The 26230-nt window shown below is 67.8% G+C and carries 23 protein-coding genes; 14 read left to right on the top strand and 9 right to left on the bottom strand.

Going from position 1 to position 26230, the window contains the following annotated elements; genetic code table 11:
• Nucleotides 1–334: 334 nt before the first annotated feature.
• The gene (locus tag ASG60_RS22285; protein ID WP_082479397.1) at nt 335–3091 is read left to right on the top strand and encodes a PAS domain-containing protein; all 2757 of its coding nucleotides are present in this window, start codon (nt 335–337) and stop codon (nt 3089–3091) included.
• Between the two features lie 85 nt (nt 3092–3176).
• On the opposite strand, the gene ASG60_RS20865 is transcribed toward ASG60_RS22285, so the two are convergent.
• From ASG60_RS20865 to ASG60_RS20855, 3 genes are read right to left on the bottom strand one after another with little or no spacing between them, the layout of a single operon-like run.
• A complete protein-coding gene (locus ASG60_RS20865) occupies nt 3177–5312 on the bottom strand; it encodes a peptidase domain-containing ABC transporter (protein ID WP_056265644.1) in 2136 nt (711 codons plus the stop codon).
• Nucleotides 5312–6739 (bottom strand): HlyD family efflux transporter periplasmic adaptor subunit, encoded by a 1428-nt coding sequence (locus tag ASG60_RS20860; protein WP_056265649.1) that lies wholly within the window; start codon nt 6737–6739, stop codon nt 5312–5314. The genes ASG60_RS20865 and ASG60_RS20860 overlap by 1 nt, the downstream gene beginning before the upstream one ends.
• Nucleotides 6736–7623 (bottom strand): hypothetical protein, encoded by an 888-nt coding sequence (locus tag ASG60_RS20855; protein ID WP_056174342.1) that lies wholly within the window; start codon nt 7621–7623, stop codon nt 6736–6738. Before ASG60_RS20855 ends, ASG60_RS20860 begins: the two co-directional genes overlap by 4 nt.
• 717 nt (nt 7624–8340) lie before the next feature.
• On the opposite strand from ASG60_RS20855, the gene ASG60_RS20845 reads away from it, so the two are divergent.
• The 7 genes from ASG60_RS20845 (at nt 8341) to ASG60_RS20815 (ending at nt 16565) form a co-directional block, all read left to right on the top strand.
• The gene (locus tag ASG60_RS20845; protein WP_082479396.1) at nt 8341–8688 is read left to right on the top strand and encodes an acyl carrier protein; all 348 of its coding nucleotides are present in this window, start codon (nt 8341–8343) and stop codon (nt 8686–8688) included.
• Entirely contained in the window at nt 8685–9878 is a 1194-nt protein-coding gene (locus ASG60_RS20840; RefSeq protein WP_056265654.1) for a beta-ketoacyl-[acyl-carrier-protein] synthase family protein, read from the top strand. The genes ASG60_RS20845 and ASG60_RS20840 overlap by 4 nt, the downstream gene beginning before the upstream one ends.
• 30 nt (nt 9879–9908) lie before the next feature.
• Nucleotides 9909–10433 carry a MaoC family dehydratase gene (locus ASG60_RS20835; protein ID WP_056265657.1) on the top strand — a complete coding sequence of 175 codons (525 nt, stop codon included), beginning with the start codon at nt 9909–9911 and terminating at the stop codon, nt 10431–10433.
• Nucleotides 10434–10780: 347 nt separating this feature from the next.
• Complete coding sequence (locus tag ASG60_RS20830) at nt 10781–12049, top strand: TolC family protein (RefSeq protein ID WP_162244813.1); 1269 nt, start codon at nt 10781–10783, stop codon at nt 12047–12049.
• Nucleotides 12050–12264: 215 nt separating this feature from the next.
• The gene (locus tag ASG60_RS20825; protein WP_244476733.1) at nt 12265–12648 is read left to right on the top strand and encodes a hypothetical protein; all 384 of its coding nucleotides are present in this window, start codon (nt 12265–12267) and stop codon (nt 12646–12648) included.
• Between the two features lie 144 nt (nt 12649–12792).
• The gene (locus tag ASG60_RS20820; RefSeq protein WP_082515356.1) at nt 12793–14325 is read left to right on the top strand and encodes a DUF2252 domain-containing protein; all 1533 of its coding nucleotides are present in this window, start codon (nt 12793–12795) and stop codon (nt 14323–14325) included.
• Between the two features lie 77 nt (nt 14326–14402).
• A complete protein-coding gene (locus ASG60_RS20815; protein WP_056387616.1) occupies nt 14403–16565 on the top strand; it encodes a helicase-related protein in 2163 nt (720 codons plus the stop codon).
• Here the strand turns inward: ASG60_RS20815 and ASG60_RS20810 are convergent.
• The 4 genes from ASG60_RS20810 to hemB form a co-directional block, all read right to left on the bottom strand.
• Nucleotides 16534–17280 (bottom strand): arginyltransferase, encoded by a 747-nt coding sequence (locus ASG60_RS20810; protein WP_056174352.1) that lies wholly within the window; start codon nt 17278–17280, stop codon nt 16534–16536. The two genes, ASG60_RS20815 and ASG60_RS20810, sit on opposite strands and share 32 nt — an antisense overlap.
• A 107-nt stretch (nt 17281–17387) precedes the next feature.
• On the bottom strand, nt 17388–17870 hold the full coding sequence (locus ASG60_RS20805) for an RDD family protein (RefSeq protein WP_056387613.1): 483 nt from the start codon (nt 17868–17870) through the stop codon (nt 17388–17390).
• Between the two features lie 89 nt (nt 17871–17959).
• Nucleotides 17960–18334 (bottom strand): hypothetical protein, encoded by a 375-nt coding sequence (locus ASG60_RS20800; RefSeq protein ID WP_056174356.1) that lies wholly within the window; start codon nt 18332–18334, stop codon nt 17960–17962.
• Entirely contained in the window at nt 18331–19389 is a 1059-nt protein-coding gene (hemB, locus tag ASG60_RS20795) for a porphobilinogen synthase (protein ID WP_056174358.1), read from the bottom strand. Before hemB ends, ASG60_RS20800 begins: the two co-directional genes overlap by 4 nt.
• A 194-nt stretch (nt 19390–19583) precedes the next feature.
• On the opposite strand from hemB, the gene ASG60_RS20790 reads away from it, so the two are divergent.
• The 3 genes from ASG60_RS20790 (at nt 19584) to ASG60_RS20780 (ending at nt 21806) form a co-directional block, all read left to right on the top strand.
• Nucleotides 19584–20648, top strand: a complete 1065-nt coding sequence (locus ASG60_RS20790) for an enoyl-CoA hydratase/isomerase family protein (protein WP_056306656.1) — start codon at nt 19584–19586, stop codon at nt 20646–20648.
• Between the two features lie 13 nt (nt 20649–20661).
• Entirely contained in the window at nt 20662–21129 is a 468-nt protein-coding gene (locus ASG60_RS20785; protein ID WP_056174363.1) for a DUF6163 family protein, read from the top strand.
• Between the two features lie 164 nt (nt 21130–21293).
• Nucleotides 21294–21806, top strand: coding sequence for a winged helix DNA-binding protein (locus ASG60_RS20780; protein WP_056174365.1), 513 nt, complete (start codon nt 21294–21296; stop codon nt 21804–21806).
• Nucleotides 21807–21968: 162 nt separating this feature from the next.
• Here the strand turns inward: ASG60_RS20780 and pqqA (ASG60_RS20775) are convergent, their stop codons facing one another.
• Both pqqA (ASG60_RS20775) and pqqA (ASG60_RS20770) read right to left on the bottom strand, forming a co-directional pair.
• Entirely contained in the window at nt 21969–22058 is a 90-nt protein-coding gene (gene pqqA, locus ASG60_RS20775; RefSeq protein WP_056092902.1) for a pyrroloquinoline quinone precursor peptide PqqA, read from the bottom strand.
• A gap of 60 nt (nt 22059–22118) precedes the next feature.
• Complete coding sequence (gene pqqA, locus ASG60_RS20770) at nt 22119–22208, bottom strand: pyrroloquinoline quinone precursor peptide PqqA (RefSeq protein ID WP_055952695.1); 90 nt, start codon at nt 22206–22208, stop codon at nt 22119–22121.
• Between the two features lie 523 nt (nt 22209–22731).
• On the opposite strand from pqqA (ASG60_RS20770), the gene mgtE reads away from it, so the two are divergent.
• The 3 genes from mgtE to ASG60_RS20755 all read left to right on the top strand — a co-directional run bounded on the left by mgtE (nt 22732) and on the right by ASG60_RS20755 (nt 26221).
• Entirely contained in the window at nt 22732–24102 is a 1371-nt protein-coding gene (gene mgtE / locus ASG60_RS20765) for a magnesium transporter (protein WP_056306658.1), read from the top strand.
• 241 nt (nt 24103–24343) lie between these two features.
• On the top strand, nt 24344–24886 hold the full coding sequence (petA, locus tag ASG60_RS20760) for a ubiquinol-cytochrome c reductase iron-sulfur subunit (RefSeq protein WP_056174967.1): 543 nt from the start codon (nt 24344–24346) through the stop codon (nt 24884–24886).
• A gap of 48 nt (nt 24887–24934) precedes the next feature.
• Nucleotides 24935–26221, top strand: coding sequence for a cytochrome b N-terminal domain-containing protein (locus tag ASG60_RS20755; protein WP_056174369.1), 1287 nt, complete (start codon nt 24935–24937; stop codon nt 26219–26221).
• Nucleotides 26222–26230 lie beyond the last annotated feature (9 nt).

Below are 26230 nucleotides of genomic sequence, written 5' to 3'. Positions count from 1 at the left end.
CTGGGAGATACGCGAACCGGCGGATCGAGAGCAAAGGGAATGCCTTCGACGGAACGTCGCGACACCCGCGTCAGGAAATGTTCATGTCCCTGCGCGGCCGCGGGGCAGGCGGCGTGCCGAAGACGGTTGCCACGGACCGAAACGGGTGGCGGTGGTTTCCGCTCGTGGGCGTGCCGAGCTTTCCCGCCCCCGATGGCTAACGCCGCGAGGCGGCGGAGTTCACCCCGGGCGATTCCAAGCAGCGGCGTCTCCAGAATGTCATGGCTCGCATCATCGCCGGTAATCGTGCCGGACGCCCTCGCCCATAACACAATCACCGGCTAACCCGGTCCGCATGCAGGCCCTATCCCTTCCGGACCCCGAAACCTTGTCCCGCGGGCAGCTCGAAGCCGAAGTGCGCCTGCTGCGTGCCCAGTCGGGCTCGCTCGCACAGATGTTCGAGCAGGCCCCGAGCTTCATCGCCCTGCTCAGTGGCCCGGAGCACCGCTTCACCCTCACCAACGCCGCCTATCAGCGGGCCATCGACCACCGCGACGTGGTCGGTCGCACGGTGGCCGAGGCCTTGCCGGACGCGGCGGCGCAGGGCTACGTCGATCTCCTCGACGACGTGTTCCGCACCGGCCGGATACACAAGGCGACGGGCGCGCGGTTCGATGTCCAGGCCACGGCCGACGGTCCGGTCAACGAACGCTACCTCGACTTCGTCTACCAGCCGATCACCGACGCGCAGGGCACCGTCGTCGGCATCTTCGTCGAGGGGCACGACGTCACCGAGCGCACCTTGGCGGAGACCGCCTTGCGGGCGAGCGAGGCGCGCTACCGGACCCTGTTCGAGAGCATCGAGGTCGGCTTCTGCATCGTCGCGATGAAGTTCGCGGGCACCCACGCCGTCGATTACCGAATCGTCGAAGCCAATCCCGCCTTCGTTCGGCAGACGGGGGCCGATGTCGCCGGCCGGTGGGTGAGCGAGTTCGCCCCCGACCTGGAACGCCACTGGTTCGACACCTACGGCCGCGTCGCCCTCACGGGTGAACCAGCGCATTTCGAGCATTACGCGGACGTGTTCGGGCGCTGGTTCGACGTGCGCGCCCTGCGGACCGGCGATCCGGCCGCACACCACGTCGCCATCTTCTTCTCCGACATCACGGAGCGCCGGAACGTCGAGACCCGCGCGGAAGCCGGTGAACGCGAATTGCGTCTCATCACCGACGCGCTGCCGGTCCTGATCTCCTTCATCGGCGCGGACCACGTCTATCGCTTCGCCAACCGGGCATACGAAGACTGGTTCTCGATGCCGGCGGGGGACGTGGTCGGACGGGACGTGAGGGACCTCCTCGGACCGGACGCCTATGCCACCCGCAAGCCCTACATGGACCGGGCGCTGGGCGGCGAATCGGTGACCTTCGAACTCGACTGGCCGCAACGCGACGGGCGGCATCGCGTCGCCGAGATCCGCTACCTGCCGCGGTGGGACCCGGCCGGCACCGTCGACGGTTTCCACGTGTTCGTGCACGACGTGACCGCACGCAAGCAGACGGAATCCGAACTCGCGCGCCAGGTCGCGCTGCGGACCGCGGAGCGCGATCAGGTCTGGCAGGCCTCCTCGGACCTGCTCTGCGTCGCCACCCTCGACGGGTACTTCGTCAGCCTCAACCCGGCTTGGCCACGGACGCTGGGATGGAGCGAGGCCGAGATGAAGGCGCGCCCGTTCCTCGACTTCGTGCATCCGGACGACGTGGCATCCACCCTCGCGGCGGCAGCCGGCTTGGCGCGCGGCGAGCCGCAACTCACCTTCGAGAATCGCTACCGCCACCGGGACGGCACGGACGTGTGGCTGTCCTGGAACGCGGTGCCGCGCGACGGCCTGATCTACGCCTCCGTGCGCGACGTGTCCGAGGCCAAACGTCAGGCCGAGATCCTGGAACGAACCGAGGAGGCTCTCCGGCAATCGCAGAAGATGGAGGCGGTCGGCCAACTCACCGGCGGCTTGGCACACGACTTCAACAACCTGCTCGCAGGTATCTCCGGCTCCCTGGAGCTGATGCAGACCCGGATGGCGCAGGGGCGGCTCACCGAGGTCGATCGGTACATGACGGTGGCGCAGGGAGCCGCCAAGCGCGCCGCCGCGCTCACCCACCGGCTCCTCGCCTTCTCCCGGCGCCAGACCCTCGACCCGAAGCCGACGAGCGTGAACCGTCTCGTCAACGACATGGAGGAACTCGTCCGGCGCACGGTCGGCCCCGCGATCCAACTCGAGGTCGTGGGTCTCGCGGGCCTATGGCCGGCGCTGATCGACCCGGGCCAGTTGGAGAATGCGTTGCTCAACCTGTGCATCAACGCCCGGGACGCGATGCCGGACGGCGGCCGCATCACCATCGAGACCGCCAACAAATGGATGGACGAGGCCGGGGCCCGCCAGCACGACATGCCGCCGGGTCAGTATCTCAGCGTCTGCGTGACGGACACCGGAAGCGGCATGTCCGCCGACCTCATGGCCAAGGTGTTCGAACCCTTCTTCACCACCAAGCCCATGGGGGAGGGCACCGGGCTCGGCCTGTCGATGGTGTACGGCTTCGCCCGCCAGTCCGGCGGACAGGTCCGGCTCTATTCGGAGGTCGGACAGGGCACGACGGTCTGCCTCTACCTGCCGCGCCACTACGGTGAGGCCGACGAGGCCGACGTCACGCGACGCCCCCCCGAAGTCGAGCGTGCGGGCCAGGGCGAGACCGTGCTGATCGTCGACGACGAGCCGTCGGTGCGCATGCTGGTCACGGAGGTGCTGGAAGATCTCGGCTACACCGCCATCGAGGCCGGCGACAGCATCGCCGGTCTGAAGATCCTGCAGTCGGATGTCCGGATCGACCTGCTGGTGACGGATGTCGGGCTACCGGGTGGCATGAACGGGCGCCAGATGGCGGACGCGGCACGTGATCGGCGGCCCGACCTGAAGGTGCTGTTCATCACCGGCTACGCCGAGAACGCGGTCCTGGGAAACGGATACCTTCGCCCGGGAATGCAGGTTTTGACAAAGCCGTTCGTACTGGAGACGCTTGCATCCCGCATCAGGGATCTCATCGCCAGGACCGTCTGACCCCGGGCATTTCACGATGCCATGCGCAGCACCCGCCGGAGATTCCATTGGGTCCCGGGGGGGCAAGCCGTGCGGGCGTTCGGCGTCACGCCGCCCGCTTCAACCCATCGATCTGCTGCAGCCGCCCGTCCTTCACCTGCAGGATGCGGTCGGCGAACGGCAGCAGGTGAGCGCTGTGGGTCACGAAGACCTTCGACACCGGGATCGCCATCAGGGCGCGGATCAGGGCCTCTTCCGACACGGGATCGAGGTTGGCCGTGACCTCGTCGAGGAGGAGCAGCCGGGGCTGGCGGCACAAGGCGCGGGCGAGGATGAGCCGTCGGCGCTGGCCGGTGGAGAGCAGGGGGCTCTCGTCGGAGAGGAGCGTGGCGAAGCCCTGGGGGAGGGACTGGATCTCCTCCAGCAGCCCCACCACCGACAGCGCGGCCTTCATCTGCTTGTGGGTGACGTCGGGCGAGAACAGGGACAGGTTCTCGATCACGGTGCCGGCAAGCACGCGGTCGTCGGCGAAGACGCAGCCGATATTGGCGCGATACTCGTGGATGCCGAACTCCTCCAGGGGGCTGCCATCCACCATCATCCGGCCGGTCGCACGGACGTTGAGGCTGGACAGGACCTTGAGCAGGGACGACTTCCCGCAGCCCGACGGCCCCACGATGGCGATGGTCTCGGGCTTGTCGATGCGGATGGTCAGATCGAACGGTTCGATGAGCGGCCGGCCGCGGCGGCCGAACTGGATCGACACCTCCTCGAGGCTGACGCTGCGCCGGATCAGACGGTCGATGCGCAGGCCGGCGCTCGCCGGCTCCGGGCTCTCGTTCAGCACGTCGTCCAGACGGGCGAAGTGGACCCGCATCACCGAAATCTGCAGCAGGCTCATGATCAGAGTGTTCATGGCGGTGAAGAACGACGCCCGCAGGGCGAAGAACGCGTACAGCACACCCACCGACAGGGTACTCTTCATCACCTCGGTCACGCCCATGAACAGGGTCGCGACGGTGCCGAGCATGAAGATCAGGTGAAGGAACAGATCCGCGTCGATGGAGAGCTTTTTCGCGCGGTAGCCGTAATTGGCGAACCGCGTGAAGTTCTCCAGCCATTTCAAGCCGAAGAAGTTCGTGGTGTTGCCGACCTTGAGGGCGCGGATCTGGGCGAGGCCGTCGAGCAGGCGGGCCTGCTCCTCGGAGCGAGATTCGAGGGTGAGCGCCGTGCTGCGGGCGATACCCGGATAGGTGGCGAAGCGCACGAGGATGGCGGCCGCCAGGGTCACCACGGAAGCGAACGCCATACTGGGCGAGTAGTAGTACATCATCCCGACGAGCAGGATCGACATCGTCCCGTCGGCGATGGACGAGACGAAACCGCCGACGAGGAAAGTCTTGATCTGGTCCACCGACGAGACGCGGGTGACGAAGTCTCCGGGATGCCGGGCCTCGAAGAACGTCATCGGCAGGCGAAAGGCGTGGGAGACGATGTTGCGGGTGAAGTGAATCTCGAACAGCGTCGCCGAGCGCAGGGCCACGAGGTCGCGAAGCCAGCGCGACAGGGCGTCGAGGGCGCTGAAGAGGATGAGGCCGATGACCACGACGGTGAGGAGGTCGAGGTCGTATTGCGGGATCACGCTGTCGACGGCGGTCTGCAGGAAGATCGGCGTCGCCAGGGCGAACAGGGTCGCGGAGAACGACAGCACCGTGATGAGGGCCAGGGTGTGCTCGATGCCCCGACACGAGCGCAGGACCGCCCAGAACAGGGACTTTCGCGACGTCTTCACCGCCTCGAAATCGACCCGCCGCTCGAACTCGAGGGCGATGCCGCCGAAATGGTGCTCCATGTCCTCGCGGGCGTAGAGCCGCTCGCCGAAGGCCGGATCGTGAACGTGGAACGTGCCGCGCACCACCTTCTCGAGCACCACGAAGTGGTTGCCGTTCCAGTGCAGGATCGCCGGGCAGGCGAGCTTCGACAACTCGCCGGTGTTGGAAATGGCCAAGCCCTGCGCGTCGAGCCCGATCTGGCCGGCGACTTCGACGATCTCCGCGAACGTCATGCCCTCCTGCGACGGCGGGAACAGCGCACGCAGGTAGGGCAGGTCGATGTCGTGGCGGTGCGCGTTGGCGACCATCGCCAGGCAGGCGAGCCCGCATTCCATGGTTTCGTTCTGCAGAACGGTCCGGACGGCGCGTTTGCGCTCGCCGAACCCGCCGAACACCGATTGGCCGAACATCAGCGTCCCCTCAAGGCTCGGATCGGATCGAGGACCCAATCGAGCAGGCGGCGGCGCTCCACCACGATATCGGCCGAAAGAGTCGAGCCGATCTTCACGGGAATGCGCTCGCCATAGGCGTCCACGTCGGGCCGGTCGGGCCGGATCTCGATGCGGTAGGCGGATTGGCGCTCCACCGGGCGCGGATCCAGGCCGATATCGGGCTTGTCCTCGCCCGCGAGGCCGCGCACGGCGGCGGTGGAGATGTAGGTGATGGTCCCGTGCTGGATGCCGAAGGTCTTGAACGGGAAGGCATCGTACTTGATGATCACCCGCTGACCGACCTTGGCGAGGCCGACGGCGCGGGCCGGGGCCTCGACGACGACGAGGGGGGCGGCGTTCGGCTCGCCGGTGGCGGCCACGAACTGGCCGGGCTTGACCGAATCCCCGACTTTGGCGGCGAGCGCCAGCACGGCGCCCGCGCTCTGGGCCTGAACCTCGACGGCGGTCTCCGTGCGCAGCATCGCGAGCCGGCTGTCGGTGGATTCGATCTGGTTCTGGGCGCTCGCCTTCTGCGACACCTTGGTGGCGACGAGGAGGTCGAACTCGCGGCGCCGCTCCGAATCCTGGCGCTGCACTTCGAGGCGCTTCAGGCGCAGGTCGGAGAGCTGGCGCTCCAGGTCGAAGGTGCCGCGCTCGTGCGATTCGAGCATGTCGCGGGTGGCGTAGCCGTCGCGCATGTAGGCGGCGATCCGGCGCACCACGGCGCGGCTCTTCTCCGTCGCGGCGGCATGGCGCTGCGCCTGCTCGGCGAGGCCGGCATAGAACACCTCCTGGTCGGCCGCGATCTGCGCCTGCTGCTTCGTCGCGCGGGCAATGAACGCGTCGGCCCGCTCCACCTCGTCCTGCAGGCCCTTGCGGGAGAGTTGGAGGTTGCGCATCTCGGCCTCCACGGCCGATTCCCCACCGGAACTCGCAGAGCCGATGCGCAGGGCGTAGACTGCTTGGCCCGCTTTCACGGGATCGCCCTGGTTGAGGAAGATCCTGGTGATCACGCCGGCCCGGGGCGCATCGAGGCGGGCGAAACCGCCCGTGGCCGCGACCGTGCCCCGCACGGTTTCGGTCTGGGCGAAGTGACCGAACCACAGGCCGCCGATCACCGTGCACACCGTCAGCGCCACGAGCCCCGTCGCCAGAGTCGCGGTTCGGTTCTGACGCAGATCGATGGTCTGGACGATGCGGGGATTCTGGACGATGCCGGGCATCGGCCCGTCATCGGGATTCCCGGAGGTCTCCTCCGGCTGTGCCTCCGGCGGATCATCGTCGACGGGACGCGCATCGGACTCGGCCCGGACCATATGGCGGGCGGCAGCGGCCTCGACGCTCCGAGCCGGGGATTGCGTCGTGTCGTCCTCGGGTGGGCCGGCCCGGGTCACGTCGAAGGTCATGCCTGTCCGCCCTCGTGGAGAAACTCGTGCAGGCGCGGCCACATGAACCATTGGGCGGGGGCCGTCAGCACCGAGGTCTCGATGTGGCGGCGAACCAGACTCGTCACCCGTGCCTTGGTCTCCGGACCGCTATCGGCGACCTCGAAGGGCTGACCGCAACGAACCGTGTCGCCGGCGCAATCCGACGTGATGGAGAGCGGCAGGACCGCCGCCTCCGTCAGGCGGGCGAGGCTGTCGATGCCCATGGCGAGGCGGATCGGTCGGCCGAACAGGGTGGTCTCGACGGGTCCACCGTAGCTCGCCGGCAGGTCGACGAACGATACGATGACGGACCCGGTGCGGGCGAACCGGATCGCATCGATGTAATCCTGCTTGTCGCGGACGTTCAGGAACCGCATCTCCATGCCCATCTCGGAGATGCGCTGCATGACGCGGGTCTCGACGGCGCGGTCCTCGCGCGCCCGCAGGATCAGCATCCGCCGATCGCGAAAGAAGTCGTGGATCAGGCGAGCGAAGGGCAGGGCGAAGCAGCCCATGTGGAGCGGCGCCAGGATCACCGGCTTCCCGCTCGACGCCACCCGGCGGATGAGCTCCGGATCGGCGAACCGCACCGATTGCCAGTCGGCGACGATGTCGGCGTGCGAGCGGGTCACCAGGGACAGCCACTCGAGGCCGTAGAGGTCGTCCGAAAACGCGGTTTCGGCATCGAGGCGACTGGCTTCGGCCCGGGGCAGGCGCAAGGTCTGGCGTAGGATCGGCGCGACGCCGCGTGCGGGCAGCCGGCGCGTCACCCGCTGGGCGAGCCACAGGGTCCGAAGGGCGCGGCGGCGCAGCCTCAGCGGCAGGGCGGCGACCCGCAACTGTAGAGGGGTGACGTCGTTCATCGCCGGGTCCAGTCCATCCACGGGCAATAGACTGATTTGCGTTGACAGTTCTTTAAGTGCGAACGCCGCCCGGGCATCCCGGGCGGCGTTCCATCAATATTCGTGATCGAGGCTTCGGCGGCGAGGCCCGATTTGATCCCGATCGAGACCGGTCCGAGCCGCCCTTACGAGCAGTCTGCGCCCTTGGACGGGGGGCAGTTCGGGGCCGGAGCCGGCTTGCAGTCGACGGGCTTGGTACCGCCGGAGACCTTCTTGAGATCAGTGAGAGCGAGCTTCTTCATGGGATGCATGTCCTGAATGAGAGGGTAGCGAAGTCAGTCGACCGGGCGGGCCGGCGAGTCGGCTTAGGAGCAGTCGGCGCCCTTGGACGGCGGGCAGTTCGGGGCCGGGGCCGGCTTGCAGTCGACGGGCTTGGTACCGCCGGAGACCTTCTTGAGATCGGCGAGATTGAGCTTCTTCATGGGGCTACTCCAGATCGAACCCGGCCTGACCTTGAGGCTGCCGGCTGGCTGCTGTTCAGCCATGGACAAACCGTACCCAGCACCCGGGGCCGCATCAATGCAGTCAAACTACGGTGCCGGGCCAATGGTTACCACCCGAGACTATTTCCGGAATTTACCATCAAGAGGGATAGATTTTGTAGAATACGAACCGCGACTTGCGGATTGAATGACCGGATTGATATTTGAGCCTCCTTCAGAGTTGCGAGGCCCACCAATGGTAACGCAGTCATCCACCCCCGCCGCTGCCCAAGACGAGATCGAGACCACCCTGCTCGAAATCTTCCGCACCCATTTGAAGACCGAAGGAACAGGTTGGGACGCCAACACCACCATGGCGGAAGCTCAGGTCGACTCCTTCGATCTGGTCGAATTGGTCTTCGAGATCGAGGACCGGTTCGGAATCGAAGTCAGCTTCAACGCCAATTCGGGCGAGACCGGTACGCTCACCGTCGGACACGTCGCCGAGATGATCCGGGCCGGACTGGCGGCGAAGAAATCCCAGGCCGCCAAATCCACCACCGCCGCCGACATCGCTCCGATGTCCAAGGTCCAGCTGGCGTGACCGCCGTCGTGGTCTCGGGCCTCGGGGTCGCGGCCCCCGGCGGCCTCGATACGGAAACGTTCTGGACGAGCCTCGTCTCGGGACAGAACGTGTTCTCGGCGAGCCGCGCCCTGCCGGATTCGGGGATCGTGGTCGCGCAGATCGACGAGACCGCGGATTTCTCCCGCCTGCCGCTCGCCTCGCAGGCGGCCTGCGACCGCAGCGCGATCCTCGCCGTCGCCGCCGCACAGGCCGCGATGGCGGACGCGAAGCTGAGCCTCGACGCGGTGGCGCCGGAACGCGTCGCCGTCATCCTCGGCAATGGCGGCGGCGGCCTGACCAGCCTCGACGCGCAATACTCGCGCCTGTTCAAGGACGGCAAGCGCCCGCACCCGTTTTCCGTGGTGCGGGCGATGACGAGTTCTTCGGCGAGTTGGGTCTCCCTCGCCTTCGGCGCCAAGGGACCGTGCTTCGTCATCGCCAGTGCCTGCGCGTCGGCAACCCACGCCATTGGGCTCGCGGCGCAGATGATCCGCGCCGGCATCGTCGACATCGCCATCACGGGCGGGACAGAGGCGCCGCTGTCGCACGGCACCCTGATGGCCTGGGATGCCATGAAGATCATGAGCCGGACCCGGTGCCGCCCGTTCTCGCGTGACCGCGACGGCCTCGTCGTCGGGGAGGGAGCGGGGATCCTCGTTCTGGAGCGCGCCGACCACGCCCGTGCGCGGGGGATCACCCGATCGGTCGCGCTCGCGGGTTTCGCCTCCAACGCCGATGCGGGCGACATCGTCGCGCCGACCGTCGATGGAATGGCCCGAGCCATGCGCTCCGCCCTCGCGGATGCCGGCCTCGCGCCAGACGACGTCGCCTACATCAACGCCCACGGAACGGGCACGCGCGCCAACGATCTCACCGAAGGCAACGCCATGGCGGACGTGTTCGGGCCGGGGCGCATCCCGCCGGTCTCGTCGACCAAAGGCGCCACAGGACACGCCCTCGGTGCGGCCGGGGCCCTGGAGGCCGTCGCCACGATCCTGGCCATGGAACGCGGGATCGCGCCGCCGACGGCGAACCTCGTCGAACTCGACCCGGCGCTGGATTTCGACGCCATCCCATGTGTGGCCCGGCCGATGCCCATCCCCGTCGCCATGTCGAATTCCTTCGCCTTCGGAGGTCTCAACGCCAGCCTGATCTTCCGGACGGCCTGAGCCTTTCGCCCGCCATCGGACCAGACAGCCATGAACGCGCACGTGACTCCGCCGGAAACGCTTTCACCCGACCCTGCGGCATACCTCGACGCCCTGAGGGCGCGGGTCAAAACAACCATCGGCACCTCCGACTGGGTGGTGATCGACCAGACGCGGATCGACCGGTTCGCCGAGGCGACGGGGGATTTCCAGTTCGTCCATGTCGATCCCGTCCGGGCCGCCGCAGAGACGCCGTTCGGCGGCACCATTGCGCATGGCTACCTGACCCTCGCCATGGTGGGGACGTTCGCGGCGGCGGCACTTCCACCCCATCCGGCGGTGCGCCTCATGGTCAACCTCGGTGCCGACAAGGTTCGCCTGCTGGCCCCCGTCCGGGTCGACCACGCGATTCGCGGCGTGTTCACCCTCGCGGGTGTCAGCGTCCTACCGGAGGGGAGGGCCGCCCTGCGGATCACGGTCGCCATCGAGTGCCGGCCGCCGGGTCCCTCTGCGGCCGATCCGGTATTCGCACTGACCGCCGACCTGTCCATCATGCTGATACTCAACGAGGCGTGATGAACAGTCGAAAAATCATCTTGTCCACTTGTCGACCGGACGAGACTTCAGCCCGACCACCGGTAGAAAACCGCTTCTGCGCGGGGACAATTTCTAGAACGAAATTACTTTTTATCTTTCGCAGTATGATTTTCATGAAAAGACTTAGTTGATTATCTTGACTGGATTACGCGCCTGTGAACGGTATGAGTTTCATCGCCGGTTAACCTTGACGGTCTATTCACGACCGACACGCAGCGCATGTCGGGCGACTGGATTTCCACATGGATCGGACGGAGCGGGCAGGGGCGAACGGCGGCCCGTGCAGCACCCTTGGTGGCGGGGTCCGCCGCTCAGTGCGGTACGCCGTGCTCGGCGCTCTGCTCCTCGCCGGTCCGGCGCCCGCGGAAACCCTCGACACATCGATGCACTGGGCCCTGCGCGACAGCTACGACCGCAAGGCCGACGATGCGCGTCAGGCAGCGGCGGAGGCCCGGGTTCTCGGCGGCTACGAAGCCTTCCTGCCGACGGCAGCCTACGTCGTCACCCACCGCCTCGACAGCAACATCCGGTACTCGCCGGACTTCACCAGCACGCCAGAAGCGCCCATCGGGATCGACACGGTGCCGCGGCGCCAGCCCGAGGTCGAGGCGTTCCAGCTTTCCCTGCCCCTGTTCGACGGCCTGCGACGCTACCACGATCTGGAATCCGCACGAAGCGCTGCCGCCGCCGGCCGGGAGCTCCAGAACGACAAGACCCAGCAGATCCTGTACGACACGGCGAGCGCGTATCTCGCCGTCCTGCGTGACCGCACCATCCTGCGTCTGCGCCGAGTCGCCATCGCGGACGTGGCAAAGGTCGCCAAGAGCGTCGCCGTGAAGCTCGAGGTCCACGACGCCACCCTGGCGGACTCGGCCCTGGCCGAATCGCGGGTCACCGCCGCCATCGCTGCGCACGAACAGGCGAAAGCCAACCTCCTCGCCTCGGAACTCGCCCTGGCGCGCCTCGCCGGTCCGACGGCGAACCCGTCGGGCCTGCCTCGCATCCCGAGCGCGTTGCTGCCCCGGTCCCTCGATGAGTTGCGCGACACCCTGCTGCAGACGAATCCGCGGCTGCTCGCTGCCCGTCTCAACGCGGATTCGGCTGCCTCCAGCGCCAAGGTCGCCTATGCGCGCTTCTCGCCGCAACTGAACTTCGTCTTCGCGCATACGCGCCAGGGCGCCGTCTCGAACTATCCCTACAAGGTCCGTGATACGTCGGCGATGCTGCAGGCGCGCATCCCGATCTACGACCCCGGTGAGTTCGCCGACGTCGCGCGCGGCCACGCCCTCGCCGATCAGAGGTCCTTCGAAGCCCTCGATCTCGAGCGGACCGTCCTGACCCAGGCCTCCACCGCCTTCGTCCAGCGCACCTCGTTGATCGTCCAGACGAAGCTTGCGGCCAAACGCGTGCGCAGAATCGAGGACGCCGTGCTCGGCCGGAAGATGGAGCTCCGCCTCGGCTCCATGACCATCGTCGATCTGTTGAACACCCTGGCGGAATTGACCGAAGCCAATGTCGCCAAGATCAACATCGAATTCGAGCGCGACAGGATCACGTATTCCCTCGCCTCCGCCATGAACCGGCTTCGGGTTTAGCGACTGCGGGAGCGCGACGCGCGGGCGCAGGATTCGCGCCGCAGAACCTGGGCCGCACGGCCCCGGCGGGAAGGCGTCGCCAGAGAGGGCCGGACTCTTCCGGCGCGTGGACCTCGGTGTATCCTCGCTCGGCGGACGAAGCGGAGCCGGGAGATCGAATGCGGGGGCGCGAGCAGGTCGGGACGGGTCGTTCGGTCCGACGCGTGACACGGGAGTTGCGCCGCCTAGAGGCGCTGGCGGCCCGCCGGCGCCTGCGGGTCCGACTCCTGCGCGGCCTGCGCGGCGCCCTCGGGACGGGAGCGACCCTCGTGGCCCTGTTCAAGTTCAAGCTCGCGGCCTCCCTTGGTCTCAAGGTCGCGCTTGCCGTCCTCGTGGGAATCGGCCTCGCCTGGCCCGTCCTCGTCTTGGCGGTCCTGACCCTCATCGGCCTGGTTCTGGCCCTTGTCAGCGTCTTCGAGGGTGGTCATGCCGGGTCCCTCGATTGCCCCGATGGCTCGGGCTGCGAACGCCGGGAGAAGCGTGCCGAACGGCTCAAGCATCTCATCGCGACGCGAAGGGAATGGCTCGACGCTCAGGCCGTGCCGCCGACACCACCCTGATCTGTGCCGTCGAAGCGATACCCCTACGGATGCGACATCGCGGACGGCCACCCATACGGATTGCGGCCGCGCTTTAATCCCCCTGGGGGCAACGATGTGCCGAGGCTCCGGTTGTCCTCGGCACAGCGAGTACGGGTTGCGAACATGGAACGGTCGAACGACTTCATCGAGCGGCATCACCCGCAGGCCGAAGCCTTCGCAGGGCCCGAAGTCCGGGCGGCGGAAGAGCGCGTGCCCGACGCGGAAGCGGCCGAGGATGTCGTCCTCGAACCCCTGGCCGACTACCCCCGGATCGATCTGCGCGGTGCCGGCGAGCCCTGGGAGAAGCGTCGTGCCGCCGGCAAGGTCCTGCGGGATAACGTGCCGCACGAGAGCCATGCACCGCTCTTCCTCCCGGAGAATCGGCCCGATCCCGTGGCCCTCATCGAGGCCGCGCACGAAGGGCGCCAGCCCCATCTCGTCCCCTTGCGCGTGGCGCGCATGGCGAGCTCGCCGTTCGCCTTCCTGCGCGGGGCCGCGCACGTGATGGCCTGGGATCTCGCCCAGTCGCCTCGCAGCGGCATCATGGTGGCGATGAACGGCGACGCCCACATCTCGAATTTCGGTCTGTTCGGCACGCCCCAGCGCGACGTGGTGCTCGACCTCAACGATTTCGACGAAGTCACCATCGGCCCGTGGGAATGGGACCTGAAGCGCCTCGTCGCCAGCATCGAGGTGGCGGCCCGCGGCGATCACGTGGCCCCGGCCGAGCGCCGCGCCGCGGTCGTGGCGGCGGTGGGCGGGTACCAGCACACCATGACGGAATTGGCGCCCCAGGGCCCCCTCGACGTCTGGCAGCACGCCGCACGCGCCGACAACCTCGATTTCTCGGGCATCCGCATCGACGGCGAATCGCAGGGTGTCGTGCGCAAGGCCGTGGAGAAAGCCCGCAAGCGCACCAACCAGACCCTGCTCGCACGAGTCGGCGAGCGCCGCGTCGATGGCGGCTGGCGGTTCCGCGAGGACCCGCCGATCCTCACCCGCGTCGACGACGAGACCCGCGAGGCGATCATCAGCGGGCTCGAGCACTACGCCGACACCCTACCGCGCGAGCGCCGGTTCATGCTGAGCCGCTACCACGTGGTCGACGTCGCCCACCGGGTGGTGGGCGTCGGCAGCGTCGGCACCCGCGCCTACGTGGCCCTGCTGTGCGGCAACTCGGACCAGGACGTGCTCTTTCTGCAGGTGAAGGAGGCCGTGCGCCCGGCGCATGCCCCCTACTTGCCCGGCATGCCCGAGCCCTATGCCAGCCACGAGGGCGAGCGCGTGATCTACGGCCAGCGCCTGCTCCAGGCGGTGGGCGACCCATTGCTCGGCTGGACCAGTATCGCCGACCGGCCGTTCTACGTGCGGCAGATGAAGAACATGAAGGGCGAGATTCCGGTGTCGTGCATGACCGGTCAGCCGCTCCTGTACTTCTCCTGGGCCTACGGCGCGCTCCTCGCCCGCGCCCATGCCCGGACTGGGGATGCCGCCGCCATCGCGGGTTATTGCGGCAAGGACCGCCACGCCGACCTGCGCGAGGCCTTGGCCGACTGGGCCAGCGCCTACGGCGAGCGCAACCAGGCCGACTACGAGACTTTTCTCGCGGCCATCGCGGACGGCCGCCTCGAGGCGGCACCCGATCCGCATCTGTGACGATCCGTCGGGCTTTAGCGGTGGGCGGGGCGGCACGGAGCGCTTGATTCTCGGGCGCCCCGCCGGAAGGGTGGAGCATGGCGCGCCGCATTCACCGGACCACTGACTTTCTCGCCGACGCCCTGCACCGGCTCGGCATCGCGGCGGGCGCCGTGGACCGGGAGGCCCTGCGCGAGCACCTCGGCCTGCCCGAACGCGGCGGCGTCTGCGAAGACGCGGCCGTCGCCCATGCCCTCCAGGCGTCCGATGCGCGCCGGACCTTCGCCCGCGAAGGCGTGCCGCGCCTGACTCAGGCGATCCCGGCCCTGCGCGCGGAGGCTGATCCGGACGGAGCCCTGCGCTGGCAGATACGGGTGTTGTGCCCGCTCCTCGACGACAACCGCCTGGATCTGCGAATCGACACGGCGCCGGATGCCGCGGCCGCCGAGATCCTCGACGAGATGGCCCTCGGGAACGATCCGGATTGGGCGCTCGACACCCTGCGCGCACGGGTGACCCAGGTCGCCGGCCGTACCCGTGGGGCACTGAACCGGACCATCCTGCGCCTGCGCGACCAGATCCGCGCCGACATGACGGAGACCGGGGCCGACGCCATCACCTACATCGCCCATGTCGACCGGTCCCTGCGCTCGCGGGTCTTCGCCGATGGGCCGGATGTGGCGTCCCACATCCTCGAAACCCTGAAGGTCGTGCGGGCCCGCGGGCGGGTGGTGGCGCAGGAAGCCTCCGGGACCCGGCGCCTGCGCGACCGGGCGGGCTTCGGCTCCTACATCGACAAGTTCGCCGCCGCCCGGCGTCTCAGCCGCCGCATCGTCTTCCACATGGGGCCAACGAATTCCGGCAAGACCTACGCGGCCCTGGAGGCTCTCGCGAAAGCCGCCACCGGTACCTACCTCGCACCCCTCCGGCTCCTGGCCCTGGAGAACTACGAGGCCCTCGCGGCGCGCGGCCTGCGCGCAGGCATGGTGACGGGCGAAGAGATCCTGGGTGAATCCGACCCGACCCACACGGCACGCACCATCGAGACCGCGGATCTCCGCCGGCCCATCGAAGTGGCGGTGATCGATGAGATCCAGATGCTGTCCGACCCCGACCGTGGCTGGGCCTGGACGAACGCCCTGTTCGGCATCCCCGCCCGCCTCGTCATCGTCTGCGGCGCCGAGGACGCCCTCTCGGCCGTGCGCCGAGCGGCGGAGGCGGCCGGCGAATCCCTCGACGTCGTCACCTTCACGCGCAAGACGCCGCTGGTCGCCCTCGACGCGCCCGTTCCCCTGGAAGCCGTCGAACCGGGTGACGCCGTCGTGGCGTTCTCGCGCCGGGCCGTGCACGAGAACCGGGAGATCCTGGTGGCCGCCGGGCGGTCCGTCGCGACCATCTACGGCGCCCTGTCGCCGGAGGTGCGCCGCGCCGAGGCCGGGCGCTTTCGCGATGGCGAGGCCGAGGTGCTGGTCACCACGGACGCCATCGGGATGGGCCTCAACCTCGGCCCCCTGAAGCGCGTGATCTTCGCGTCCGTTCGCAAGTGGGACGGCACCGAGGAGCGTGCTCTGACCAACGCCGAGATCCGCCAGATCGCCGGCCGCGCCGGCCGCTTCGGCCATCAGGAGGCGGGCTACGTCGCCGCCACCGACGAGGACGGCCTCGGACCGATCCGCGATGCCCTGTCGGGAGCGCCGACGGCCCCGGCCGCCGACACCCGCTTCTTCGTGCGGCCGGATCTCGCCGCCATCGAAGCCGCGGCCAGCGAACTCGGCACCGATTCCCTGAGCGCCGTGATGGCGCATTTCTCCCGCGCGACGTTCTACGACGGTTCGCCGTTCCAGCCCTCGGCGTTCGAAGAGTTCCTGGGCGCGGCCGAGGCGGTGGATCGCAACGCACTCCCGATCCGCGAGAAGTTTGCCTTCGCGGTGACGCCCATCGACCGGCGCGACCCAATCGCCGTGGGGGTCGTCGAGCGCTGGGTTCAGGCCCGAACCTTGAACGCCACGGTGCCGGCCCTGCGTGCCGACCCGCACGGGGACCTCGCCTATCAGGAACGCACCGTGCGGCTCGCCAGCGCCTACCTGTGGCTCGCCCGGCGCTTTCCCGAGACCTTCGACGATGGTGCCGCCATGCGCGGCGTGCGCGAGCGTGCGAATGCGTCCATCGAGCGGACATTGCGGGAGACGGCGACCTTGAAGGTTACGCAGCGCGCGCAGAACAAGGCGCTCAGTCCACCCGCTGCCAGCCAGGGCCGGTGAGGCGTTCCTGGGGCAGGAACTTCGCCTTGTAGTCCATCTTGCGCGAGCCCTCGACCCAGTAGCCGAGGTAGAGGTAGGGCAGGCCGAGGTCCCGGGCGCGGCGGATGTGGTCGAGGATCATGAAGGTGCCCAGCGACCGCGGCGCCTCCTGCGGATCGTAGAACGAGTAGACCATCGACAGACCGTCGGAGAGCACGTCCGTGAGACAGAGGGCGACGGTGGGGCCGATGCCGCGCCCGTTGATCGCCGTGTCGGGCCCGCGTCGGCGATAGGCAACCAGGTGGGTGTCGACGTGGCTGTCCTCGATCATCATGGCGTAGTCGAGGACGGTCATGTCCACCATGCCTCCATCGCCGTGACGGGCATCGAGGTAGCGCCGAAACAAGGCGTATTGCTCGGACGCCGGGCGATTCGGCTCCGGGGTCCCGACGAGGTCGGCGTTGCGCTGGAGAATGCGGCGCTGGCTCGCCGAGGGGGTGAAATCGTCCACCACCACCCGGACCGAGATACAGGCGCGGCAGGTCTCGCAGGCCGGGCGATAGGCGATGGTCTGCGAGCGACGGAAGCCGCCCTGGGTCAGGATTTCATTGAGATCGCGGGCGCGGCGCCCGACGAGGTGCGTGAACACCTTCCGTTCCTCCTGCCCCGGCAGGTAGGGGCAGGCGGAGGGCGCCGTCAGGTAGAATTGCGGTGTGTCGCGGGAATGACTCGTCACGCTGTGGGTCGCTCGCGGCCTCGCGGCGCGTCATGCGCCCCGAACGTCGAGTGTATCGACAACATCGGCCGGCTCAACACCCGGAAACGCTCCCGCGCGGAATTTCCTCAGGCCGGACGCACCACGGCGAGGCCGAGGAGGATGTCATGGCCGAGCCGGCGGTCGGGACGCACCAGACCGATGACGATGTCGAGGGCCCAGAGCAGAAAGGTCGAGATCGCCACGTAGAACAGCAGGGCATGGATCGCCGCCGTGATCATATCCACCCGCGTGCCCGTCTGGTTGACCACGCGCAGGCCCATCATCCGCATGCCCCAGGTGCCCTGGCCGGCGCCGCCGACCGTCACGGCGCTGTAGAGGATGCCGCTCGCCGGCAGCACCGCGAACAAGGTCCAGCCGAGGCCGAACGTGAGGGCGCCCACGACGGTGATCAGGAGGGTCAGGAGGGCCGTGAACCCGAAGATGAACAGGATGTCGAGCAGGTAGGCGACCGCGCGCGCGCCGAGGCTCGCCCGCACCACGGGCAGAGCGAGGGGGGCGCCGTAAGCGGTCCGGGTGGGGTCGACGGTACCAGTGGGGTATTCGAGCATGGGGCGCTCCTCGGGCGGGGCGACGTTCGGTGGTTTCCAAGTGGGCGCGGGACCACCGAATCTCAAGATCAACCGGTCCGAGAGACGCGTCAGGGAGCCGACGCCCCTGGATCGGCGGCGGCGGCCTCCGGCGTGTTCAAGTAATACTGCTTCAGCAGGTAGAGCGCCGCGCCGTTCAGGGGTCCATGCTCGGTGATGACGGTCAGGAGTTCGGCCCCCTGTCCGAAGCCGCAGACGATCCAGCGCTGACGCGCGGCCTGGGTGGCCTGCCCGGTGACGGCGTAATCGACCCGGAGATCGGCGGGCGTCGGCCCGCTGCCGACCCGCAGGATCTTCGGAACGGTGCCCTGTGGCGCCAGGGCCGGGACCGCCCGGCGGCAGAGGGTGGCCCGCTGCCGGTCGACGGAACTCTCGCAGGCCGCGAGAAGAGCGAGAGCGGCGAGTCCGAAGCCGACCCGTCTCACGCCCCGGCGCGCAGCCGCTCGGCCACGCGGGGCGCGTAATACGTCAGCACACCATCGGCACCCGCGCGCTTGAACGCCAGCAGGCTCTCGACCATGGCGCGCTCGCCGTCGAGCCACCCGTTTCGGGCCGCAGCCTCGATCATCGCGTACTCGCCCGACACCTGATAGGCGAAGGTGGGCACCCCAAATTCGTCCTTCACCCGCCGGATGATGTCGAGGTAGGGCAGACCGGGCTTCACCATCACCGAATCGGCCCCCTCCGCGAGATCGAGGGCGACCTCGCGTAGCGCCTCGGACGAGTTGCCCGGATCCATCTGGTAGGTACGCTTGTCGCCGATCAGGGCCGCCTGGGTGCCGATGGCATCGCGGAAGGGGCCGTAGAAGGCGGAGGCGTATTTCGCCGCGTAGGCCATGATCTGAACATCGCGGAATCCCGCCCGGTCGAGACCGGCCCGGATGGCGCCGACGCGCCCGTCCATCATGTCGGACGGTGCGATGATGTCCGCCCCCGCCTCCGCTTGGATCAGGCTTTGCTCGACGAGCAGCGCCACGGTCTCGTCGTTGAGGATGGCGCCGTCCTGCAGCAGGCCGTCGTGACCGTGGCTTGTGTAGGGATCGAGGGCGACATCGGTCATCAGGCCGAGCTCGGGCACCGCCTTCTTGACCGCCCGCACGGCCCGGCACACGAGGTTGTCCCGGTTGAGGGATTCGGACCCCGTGGGGTCGCGTAGGCTCGGCTCGGTGTAGGGGAAGAACGAGATCGCCGGGATGCCGAGCCGCGCGGCCCCCTCGGCCGCGCGCACGATCTCGTCGACGCTGAGCCGCTCGACGCCCGGCATCGACGCGATGGGCTCCCGCCGGCCGGAGCCCTCGATGACGAAGAGCGGCCAGATCAGGTCGTCCACCGTGAGGGTATGCTCGCGCACGAGGCGGCGCGACCACGCGGCCTTGCGGTTGCGGCGCGGGCGCTGGGTGATGCCGAGGCCCGTGGGGCGGGCGCTCTCCGCCGCGGCTTCGACGGCGAGGGGACGCGGGGTCGGCAATTCGTCGGGCATGGGCTTTGGAACTCGGGCTTTGCAACTCGCGGCGTCGCCGGAACGCGGGGTCAGCCGGACTACCACATCCGCAAAAGCCTCCGAAACCCGGCCCATTGCCACAAGCGCGATCGGCACGCGGTTTCACCCGGCGATTGACGCACAGGGCCGAAACTCCGTTAAAGCGACCCGACCGGAAACAGAGAAGGCGGACGATGGCGGGCGAAGGCGAGGCGGACATTCTGTTCGAGCGGCACGGGGCGGTAGGCCTCGTGACCCTGAATCGACCGCGCGCCCTCAATGCCCTGACGCTCGACATGATCCGGGCGATGCATGCGCAGTTGAGCGTCTGGGAGACCGACGACGCCGTCACCAGGATCGTCCTGCGCGGCGCCGGCAAACGCGCTTTCTGTGCCGGCGGCGACGTCCGCGCCGTCTACACCTCCGCCAAAGCCGGGGGACACACGGAGGTCGATGCCTTCTGGCACGGCGAGTACGGCCTCGACGGCTTCATCCAATCCTACCCGAAGCCCATCGTCTCCCTCATCGGGGGACTCGTCATGGGCGGCGGCAACGGGCTTTCCGTCCATGGCAGCCACCGGGTCGCTTCGGACGGGTACGGCTTCGCCATGCCGGAAGTCGGCATCGGCTTCTTCCCCGATGTCGGCATGACCTACGTTCTGCCGCGCCTGCCCGGCCGGACCGGAACCTACCTCGCGCTCACCGGAGCGACCATCGGGGCTGGCGACGCCCTCGCCCTCGGCCTCGCCACCCACCATGTCCGCGCGGACGGGTTCGATGCCATCGTGTCAGCGCTCGGCGAGGGAGACAGTATCGATGCGGTCCTCGGGGCGCACGCGGATGCGCCGCCTCCCACGGGACCGATGGTCGCCGAGCGCGCCCTCATCGACGCCTGCTTTGGCGAACCGAGCGTGGCCGATATCCTCGCCCGTCTCGACGGTGCGGCGGCACAGGGCTCGACCTTCGCGGCGGACACTGCCGCTCTGCTGCGGAGCCGTTCCCCCACCAGCCTGTGCATCGCCCATGCGCAGATGCGGCGCGGCGCGACCCTGAGCTTTGCCGAGTGCATCGCCGCGGAGACCCGGCTCGCCGCGTTCCTGATGCACGGACACGACTTCTTCGAAGGCGTACGCGCCGCTCTCATCGACAAGGACGGCGCGCCGGCCTGGCAGCCCGCCAGCCTCGACGCCGTCGATCACGCGGCCATCGCGCGCGCGTTCGACCCTACCGGCGGCCCTGCGCCGCGAACCGAACCATAGGGACAGACCGGCCGTGCGGAGCTTGACGAAGGTAGGCGCGACGCGGGATGGCCGTGGGCGCGCGAGCGAGGTCGGCGGCGACCGGATCGAGCGTTCGCCACGCCCGCACCAGACCGGATGGGATGTGGTGCTGGTGTGGTTCATGCGCTTGACCGCCCTGGTCTGGCTCGCAAAGGCGGTGGCGACCTGGGCGTCGATCCTCGACGTGCTGCCGGGCGCGCGGCCCTTCGAGGCCGAGCCGGTGACCCGCCAGACGGTGATCGTCTACTTCGCCGTCATCGACGCCATGGCGGCGGTGGGCCTGTGGCTGACGAGCGCGTGGGGCGGTGTGGTGTGGCTGCTCGCGGCCAGCAGTGCCCTGACGCTCGCAATCCTCACACCGCATCTACTGCCGATGTCGGTGCCTTATCTTGGACTTCAGGCAAGCATCGTGGTGATCTACTTCATCTTGTCCTGGCTGGCCGCGCGGGAAATCCGGTAAACGAGACCTTACGACAATCACTTCATCTTGCATTTACCGACAGAGGTAAATCGCAAATTCATCCTATCGCTTAAACCGTCTTTCATCCGTGGCGCCTAGGTTGGGTTCATGAGCAGTGGCAACGAACACCGGCCCTGCAACCCGAACATCTGACGAGGCCCGCGATGAAGTCCCAGGCAGCCAAGGTTATCGACACCAATACTGCTTCCGAAGCCGGCTCCGTCCACGGCTCGTACCTCGAAGCCCTCCACCTCGTCGAGCGCCTGCACCGCCGCCTCCTCGACGTGATCAAGGACGAGTTCGAGCGCCGCGATCGTGAGGACGTCAACAGCGTCCAGGCCCTGTTGCTCTACAACATCGGCGACAAGGAACTCACCGCGAGCGAACTGCGCACCAAGGGCTACTACCTCGGCTCCAACGTCTCCTACAACGTCAAGAAGCTCGTCGAAGCCGGCTACCTCCACCATGCCCGCTCGACCACGGACCGCCGCTCCGTCCGCATCAGCCTGACCGACAAGGGCCGGCAGATCCACGACATCATCCAGAGCCTCTACGACAAGCACGCCCGCACCATTCAGCCCATCGGCGGCATCTCGGACGACGATTTCGGCCGGATGAACGTGGCGCTGAGCCGCCTGGAGCGCTTCTGGACCGACCAGATCCGCTACCGCCTCTAGAGCTGCGCTCCGCAGACGTCCCGCACGAGGCCGAAAGGCCCGGACCGCATACGGTCCGGGCCTTTTCGTCTTCGGTCATGCACAACGAAAAAGGGGGTGCCGCCCTTTCGAGCGACACCCCCTTCCAGGCGACTACCGTCCTAGGTGCAGGTGACGACCACCTTAGTTGAAGGTGTCGATCTCGGCGGACTCGTAGCTGGTGACTTCCATGCCGACGCAGATTTCCTGGACGATGGGGGCAGACCACTTCATGGTGTTTCTCCTAATTGAGGTTGGGCGGGTTTAGCTGACACCCCGAGGGGCGCCGATCCCTCAGTTGAAGGGATCGATTTCTGCCGACTCGTAGCTGGTGACTTCCATGCCGACGCAGATCTCTTGAACGACGGGGGCGGACCACTTCATGGCTGAACTCCTTCGTGTTCGACGCCCTTGATATGCCGTTACATTGGGCGCAATACAAGTGGGCGCTACACTTATATTTCTCATAGATCGAGACCGGGAGCCCTGGGATCGCCCAGCCCGCCGGCGAAGCGGCAGCCCCGGCGATATGGTGCCACAATGATGCGCGTCCCTGTCCGCGATCCGCGGCCAAATCGCATCGCAACCGGTTCCGGTGAGATTGTATCTCGGTCGAAAGTGTTGGAGCGCTTGGCATCTTCGGCTTGACGGCTGGGGCTCGCGGGCGCACTCACGCGCCGCCCACCGGTCGTGCCGGGACGCGCGACTCATCGCATCCCGGCCGAGCCGATCGGGCACCCCTTCAAGCCAGCCAATGCCCAGCGACACTCCACGACGATCTTCCGCGCCCTGCGCGGCCGCGAGCGGGGTCTCCCCAGAATCCTGAACGGGATCCGGGGCGGCTCACCGACCCCGGTCGTCCAGGGCTGTGTGCCCTTGGCCGTGCGCCCCCGCGCGAGGTGAGCCCATGAACGCGATCCTTTTCGCTCCACCCAACGTCGACCCCTCGGTGCTCGCCGCCCGCCTGTCCGACGAGCGCGCGCCCGACATCGTCGAGGCCCTGAACGAAGAGGCGCCCGAAGTCGCCGCCGCGATTCTGTTGGGGCTGCCGCACGACCGCGCCGTCGAGGTTCTCGATCAACCCGAACTCGACTGCGCCGCCGACATCGTCGAGATGCTGCCGCGCGACCGCGTCGCCTCCTACCTCTCGGGCATGTCGGCCGACCGCATCACCGACATCTTCCGCGAGATCGAGGAGCCCGGACGCTCGGACCTGCGCGCGCGTCTCGACGCAGAGACGCGCGGCGCCGTCGACCGCCTCAGTGCCTACGGCGAGGAGAGCGTCGGCTCGCTGATGACCACCGAATTCGTCACCGTGCCGGGCGACTGGACGATCGGGCAGACCCTCGACCACGTCCGCCACGTCGAGAAGACCCGCGAGACCATCTACGCGATCTTCGTCCTCGATCCGCGCACCCGCGCCCTGACCAAAGCGGTGCCCCTGCGCCGTCTCATCTCGGGCGATCCGCAGGACAATGTGCTGTCCGTCGCTCCTGATCGGCGCCCACTCGCGGTCTCACCAACGGCAAGCCGCGAAGAGGCGGCCCGCCTGATCTCCAAATACGATCTGCTCGCGCTACCCGTCATCGACGCGGTGGGCCACCTTATCGGCATCGTCACCGTGGACGACATGATCGACGCCATGGTCGAGAAGCAGACACAGGACGTGCAGCGCTTCGGCGGCATGGAAGCCCTGCCCGAGCCCTACATGGATATCGGCTTCTTCACGATGATCCGGAAACGGGCCGGCTGGCTCTGTGCCCTGTTCCTCGGCGAGATGATGACCGCCACCGCCATGCAGGGCTTCGAGGGCGAACTCGAGAAGGCCATCGTCCTGACCCTGTTCATCCCCCTCATCATGAGTTCGGGCGGCAATTCGGGCAGTCAGGCGACCTCGCTCCTCATCCGCGCGCTGGCTCTCCGTGAGATCCGCCTGCGCGACTGGTGGCGGGTGGCGGCCCGCGAGTTGCCGACGGGCCTCGTCCTCGGGGCGATCCTCGGCCTCATCGGTATCGTCCGAATCGTCGTGTGGCAGAAGACCGGCCTTTACGATTACGGCGTGCATTGGCCCCTCGTGGCCGCCACCGTCGGCGCGGCGCTGGTCGGCATCGTCACTTTCGGATCGCTGACGGGCTCGATGCTGCCGTTCCTGCTCCAGCGCCTCGGCTTCGACCCGGCGACGGCCTCCGCCCCCTTCGTCGCCACCCTCGTGGATGTGACCGGACTGGTCATCTACTTCTCGATGGCGATGCTGATCCTCAAGGGCACGCTTCTGTGACAAATCCCGTCCGGTGAACTTCCGGTGACGCGGGGTCGCATTGCAAAAAATTGCCGGAGGGTGCTTGCCTCCGGCGGGCTGACTTTCCTTCGAAAGCCTCTAATGTCCCGGCCGGCCAGGGTCCGCTCAACGGGCGGTGGCCGCACCCGTATCCTTGCTCGGAGTCCGACACTTGGCGAACCACTCGGCGACCCCCTTGGCGAACCCCTCGGCGAACCCGGTCGTCAATGCCGACGGGACCGTGCCGGGGACGGACGGCACGCGGCGCGACTTCATGTTCCTCGCCACCGGCGCGGCCCTTGCCGTCGGCGCCGGCGCCCTGGCCTGGCCCTTCGTCGCCTCCATGGCGCCCGATGCCGAGACCATTGCGGCCGGCGCCCCCCTCGAAGTCGACCTGTCGCCGATCCAGGAGGGCCAGATCGTCAACGTATTCTGGCGCGGCAAGCTCATCTTCGTGCGTCACCGGACGGAGAAGGAGATCAAGGAGGCCGCCGCCGTGCCGATGGCCGATCTCATCGATCCGCAGGCCGACGCCGCCCGGGTCAAGGAGGGTCACGCCAAGTGGCTCGTGGTCTACGGCAACTGCACTCATCTGGGTTGCGTGCCGATCGGCCATCAGGGCCAGTACGAGGGCTGGTCGTGCCCCTGCCACGGGTCACTCTACGACACCTCCGGCCGCGTTCGCCGCGGTCCCGCTCCGACGAACCTGCCGGTCCCGCCCTACGCCTTCGAGACGGACGCGAAGATCCGGATCGGCGAAGAGGGTGGCAAGGCTGCGGCCTGAGGAAGGGCGACGGAATTTCATGCAACAGTTTTCGAAGCGGGTAGCCCCATGAGCGCACACGCCAACACCTACGTTCCGAAGAGCCGCGTGGCGAAGTGGTTCGAATCGCGGCTCCCCCTGGTCGGGCTGGTGCATTCGTCGTTCGTCGCCTTCCCGGTGCCACGCAACCTCAACTATTTCTGGACCTTCGGCGCGATCCTCATCGCCATGCTGATGTCGCAGATCGTCACCGGCATCTGGCTGGCGATGCACTACGATCCGTCGGCCGCCAACGCCTTCAATTCCGTCGAGCACATCATGCGTGACGTGAATTACGGCTGGCTCCTGCGCTACATGCACGCCAACGGCGCGTCGATGTTCTTCGTCGCGGTCTACATCCACATGTTCCGCGCGCTGTACTACGGCTCGTACAAGGCCCCGCGCGAGATCCTCTACATCCTCGGCGTGATCATCTATCTGCTGATGATGGCCACCGCCTTCCTCGGCTACACCCTGCCGTGGGGCCAGATGAGCTTCTGGGGCGCCACCGTCATCACCAGCATCCTCGGCGCGATTCCGATCGTCGGCGAGACGGTGCAGAGCCTGCTCTGGGGCGGCTACTCGGTCGGTAGCCCGACCCTCAACCGCTTCTTCTCACTGCACTACCTGCTGCCGTTCATGATCCTCGGCGTCGTCGTGCTCCACGTCTGGGCGCTGCACGTCACCGGACAGAACAATCCCGCCGGCATCCCGATCAAGTCGAGCAAGGATGCGGTCCCGTTCACGCCCTACGCCACCGTGAAGGATGTGTTCGCCACCGTGGTGTTCGGCATCTTCTTCGCCTACTGGATCTTCTACCAGCCGAACTACCTCGGCCACGCCGACAACTACGTCCCGGCCAACGCCGCCGTGACCCCGGCCCACATCGTGCCGGAATGGTACTTCCTGCCGTTCTACGCGATCCTGCGCGCGGTGCCGGACAAGCTCGGCGGCGTGATCCTGATGTTCAGCGCGGTGATCATCCTGGCCTTCGCGCCGTGGCTCGACACCTCGCGGGTGCGCTCGGCCAATTACCGTCCGATCTACCGTCAGTTCTTCTGGCTGTTCGTGGTGGTCACGATCCTGCTCGGCTGGCTCGGCGCCAAGCCGCCGGAGGGTGGCTACGTCATCGCCGCACGCCTGTGTACGGCCTACTACTTCCTCCACTTCCTCGTCGTGATGCCCCTCGTCGGCCTCTTCGAGACACCCGACCGACTGCCGGACTCGATCCTCGAGAGCGTCACCGGTCCGGGCAAGCAGGTCTCCGGGTCCGGCATGCCGGCCGGGGCCACGGCCGCACCGTCGTCCAAGGGTTGAGGGCAGGGG

Origin of the sequence: Methylobacterium sp. Leaf469, assembly GCF_001424745.1 — a bacterium.
Lineage (GTDB): Bacteria > Pseudomonadota > Alphaproteobacteria > Rhizobiales > Beijerinckiaceae > Methylobacterium.
Note: the sequence above shows the minus strand (reverse complement) of the source record. Positions and strands in the feature narration are given on the sequence as shown.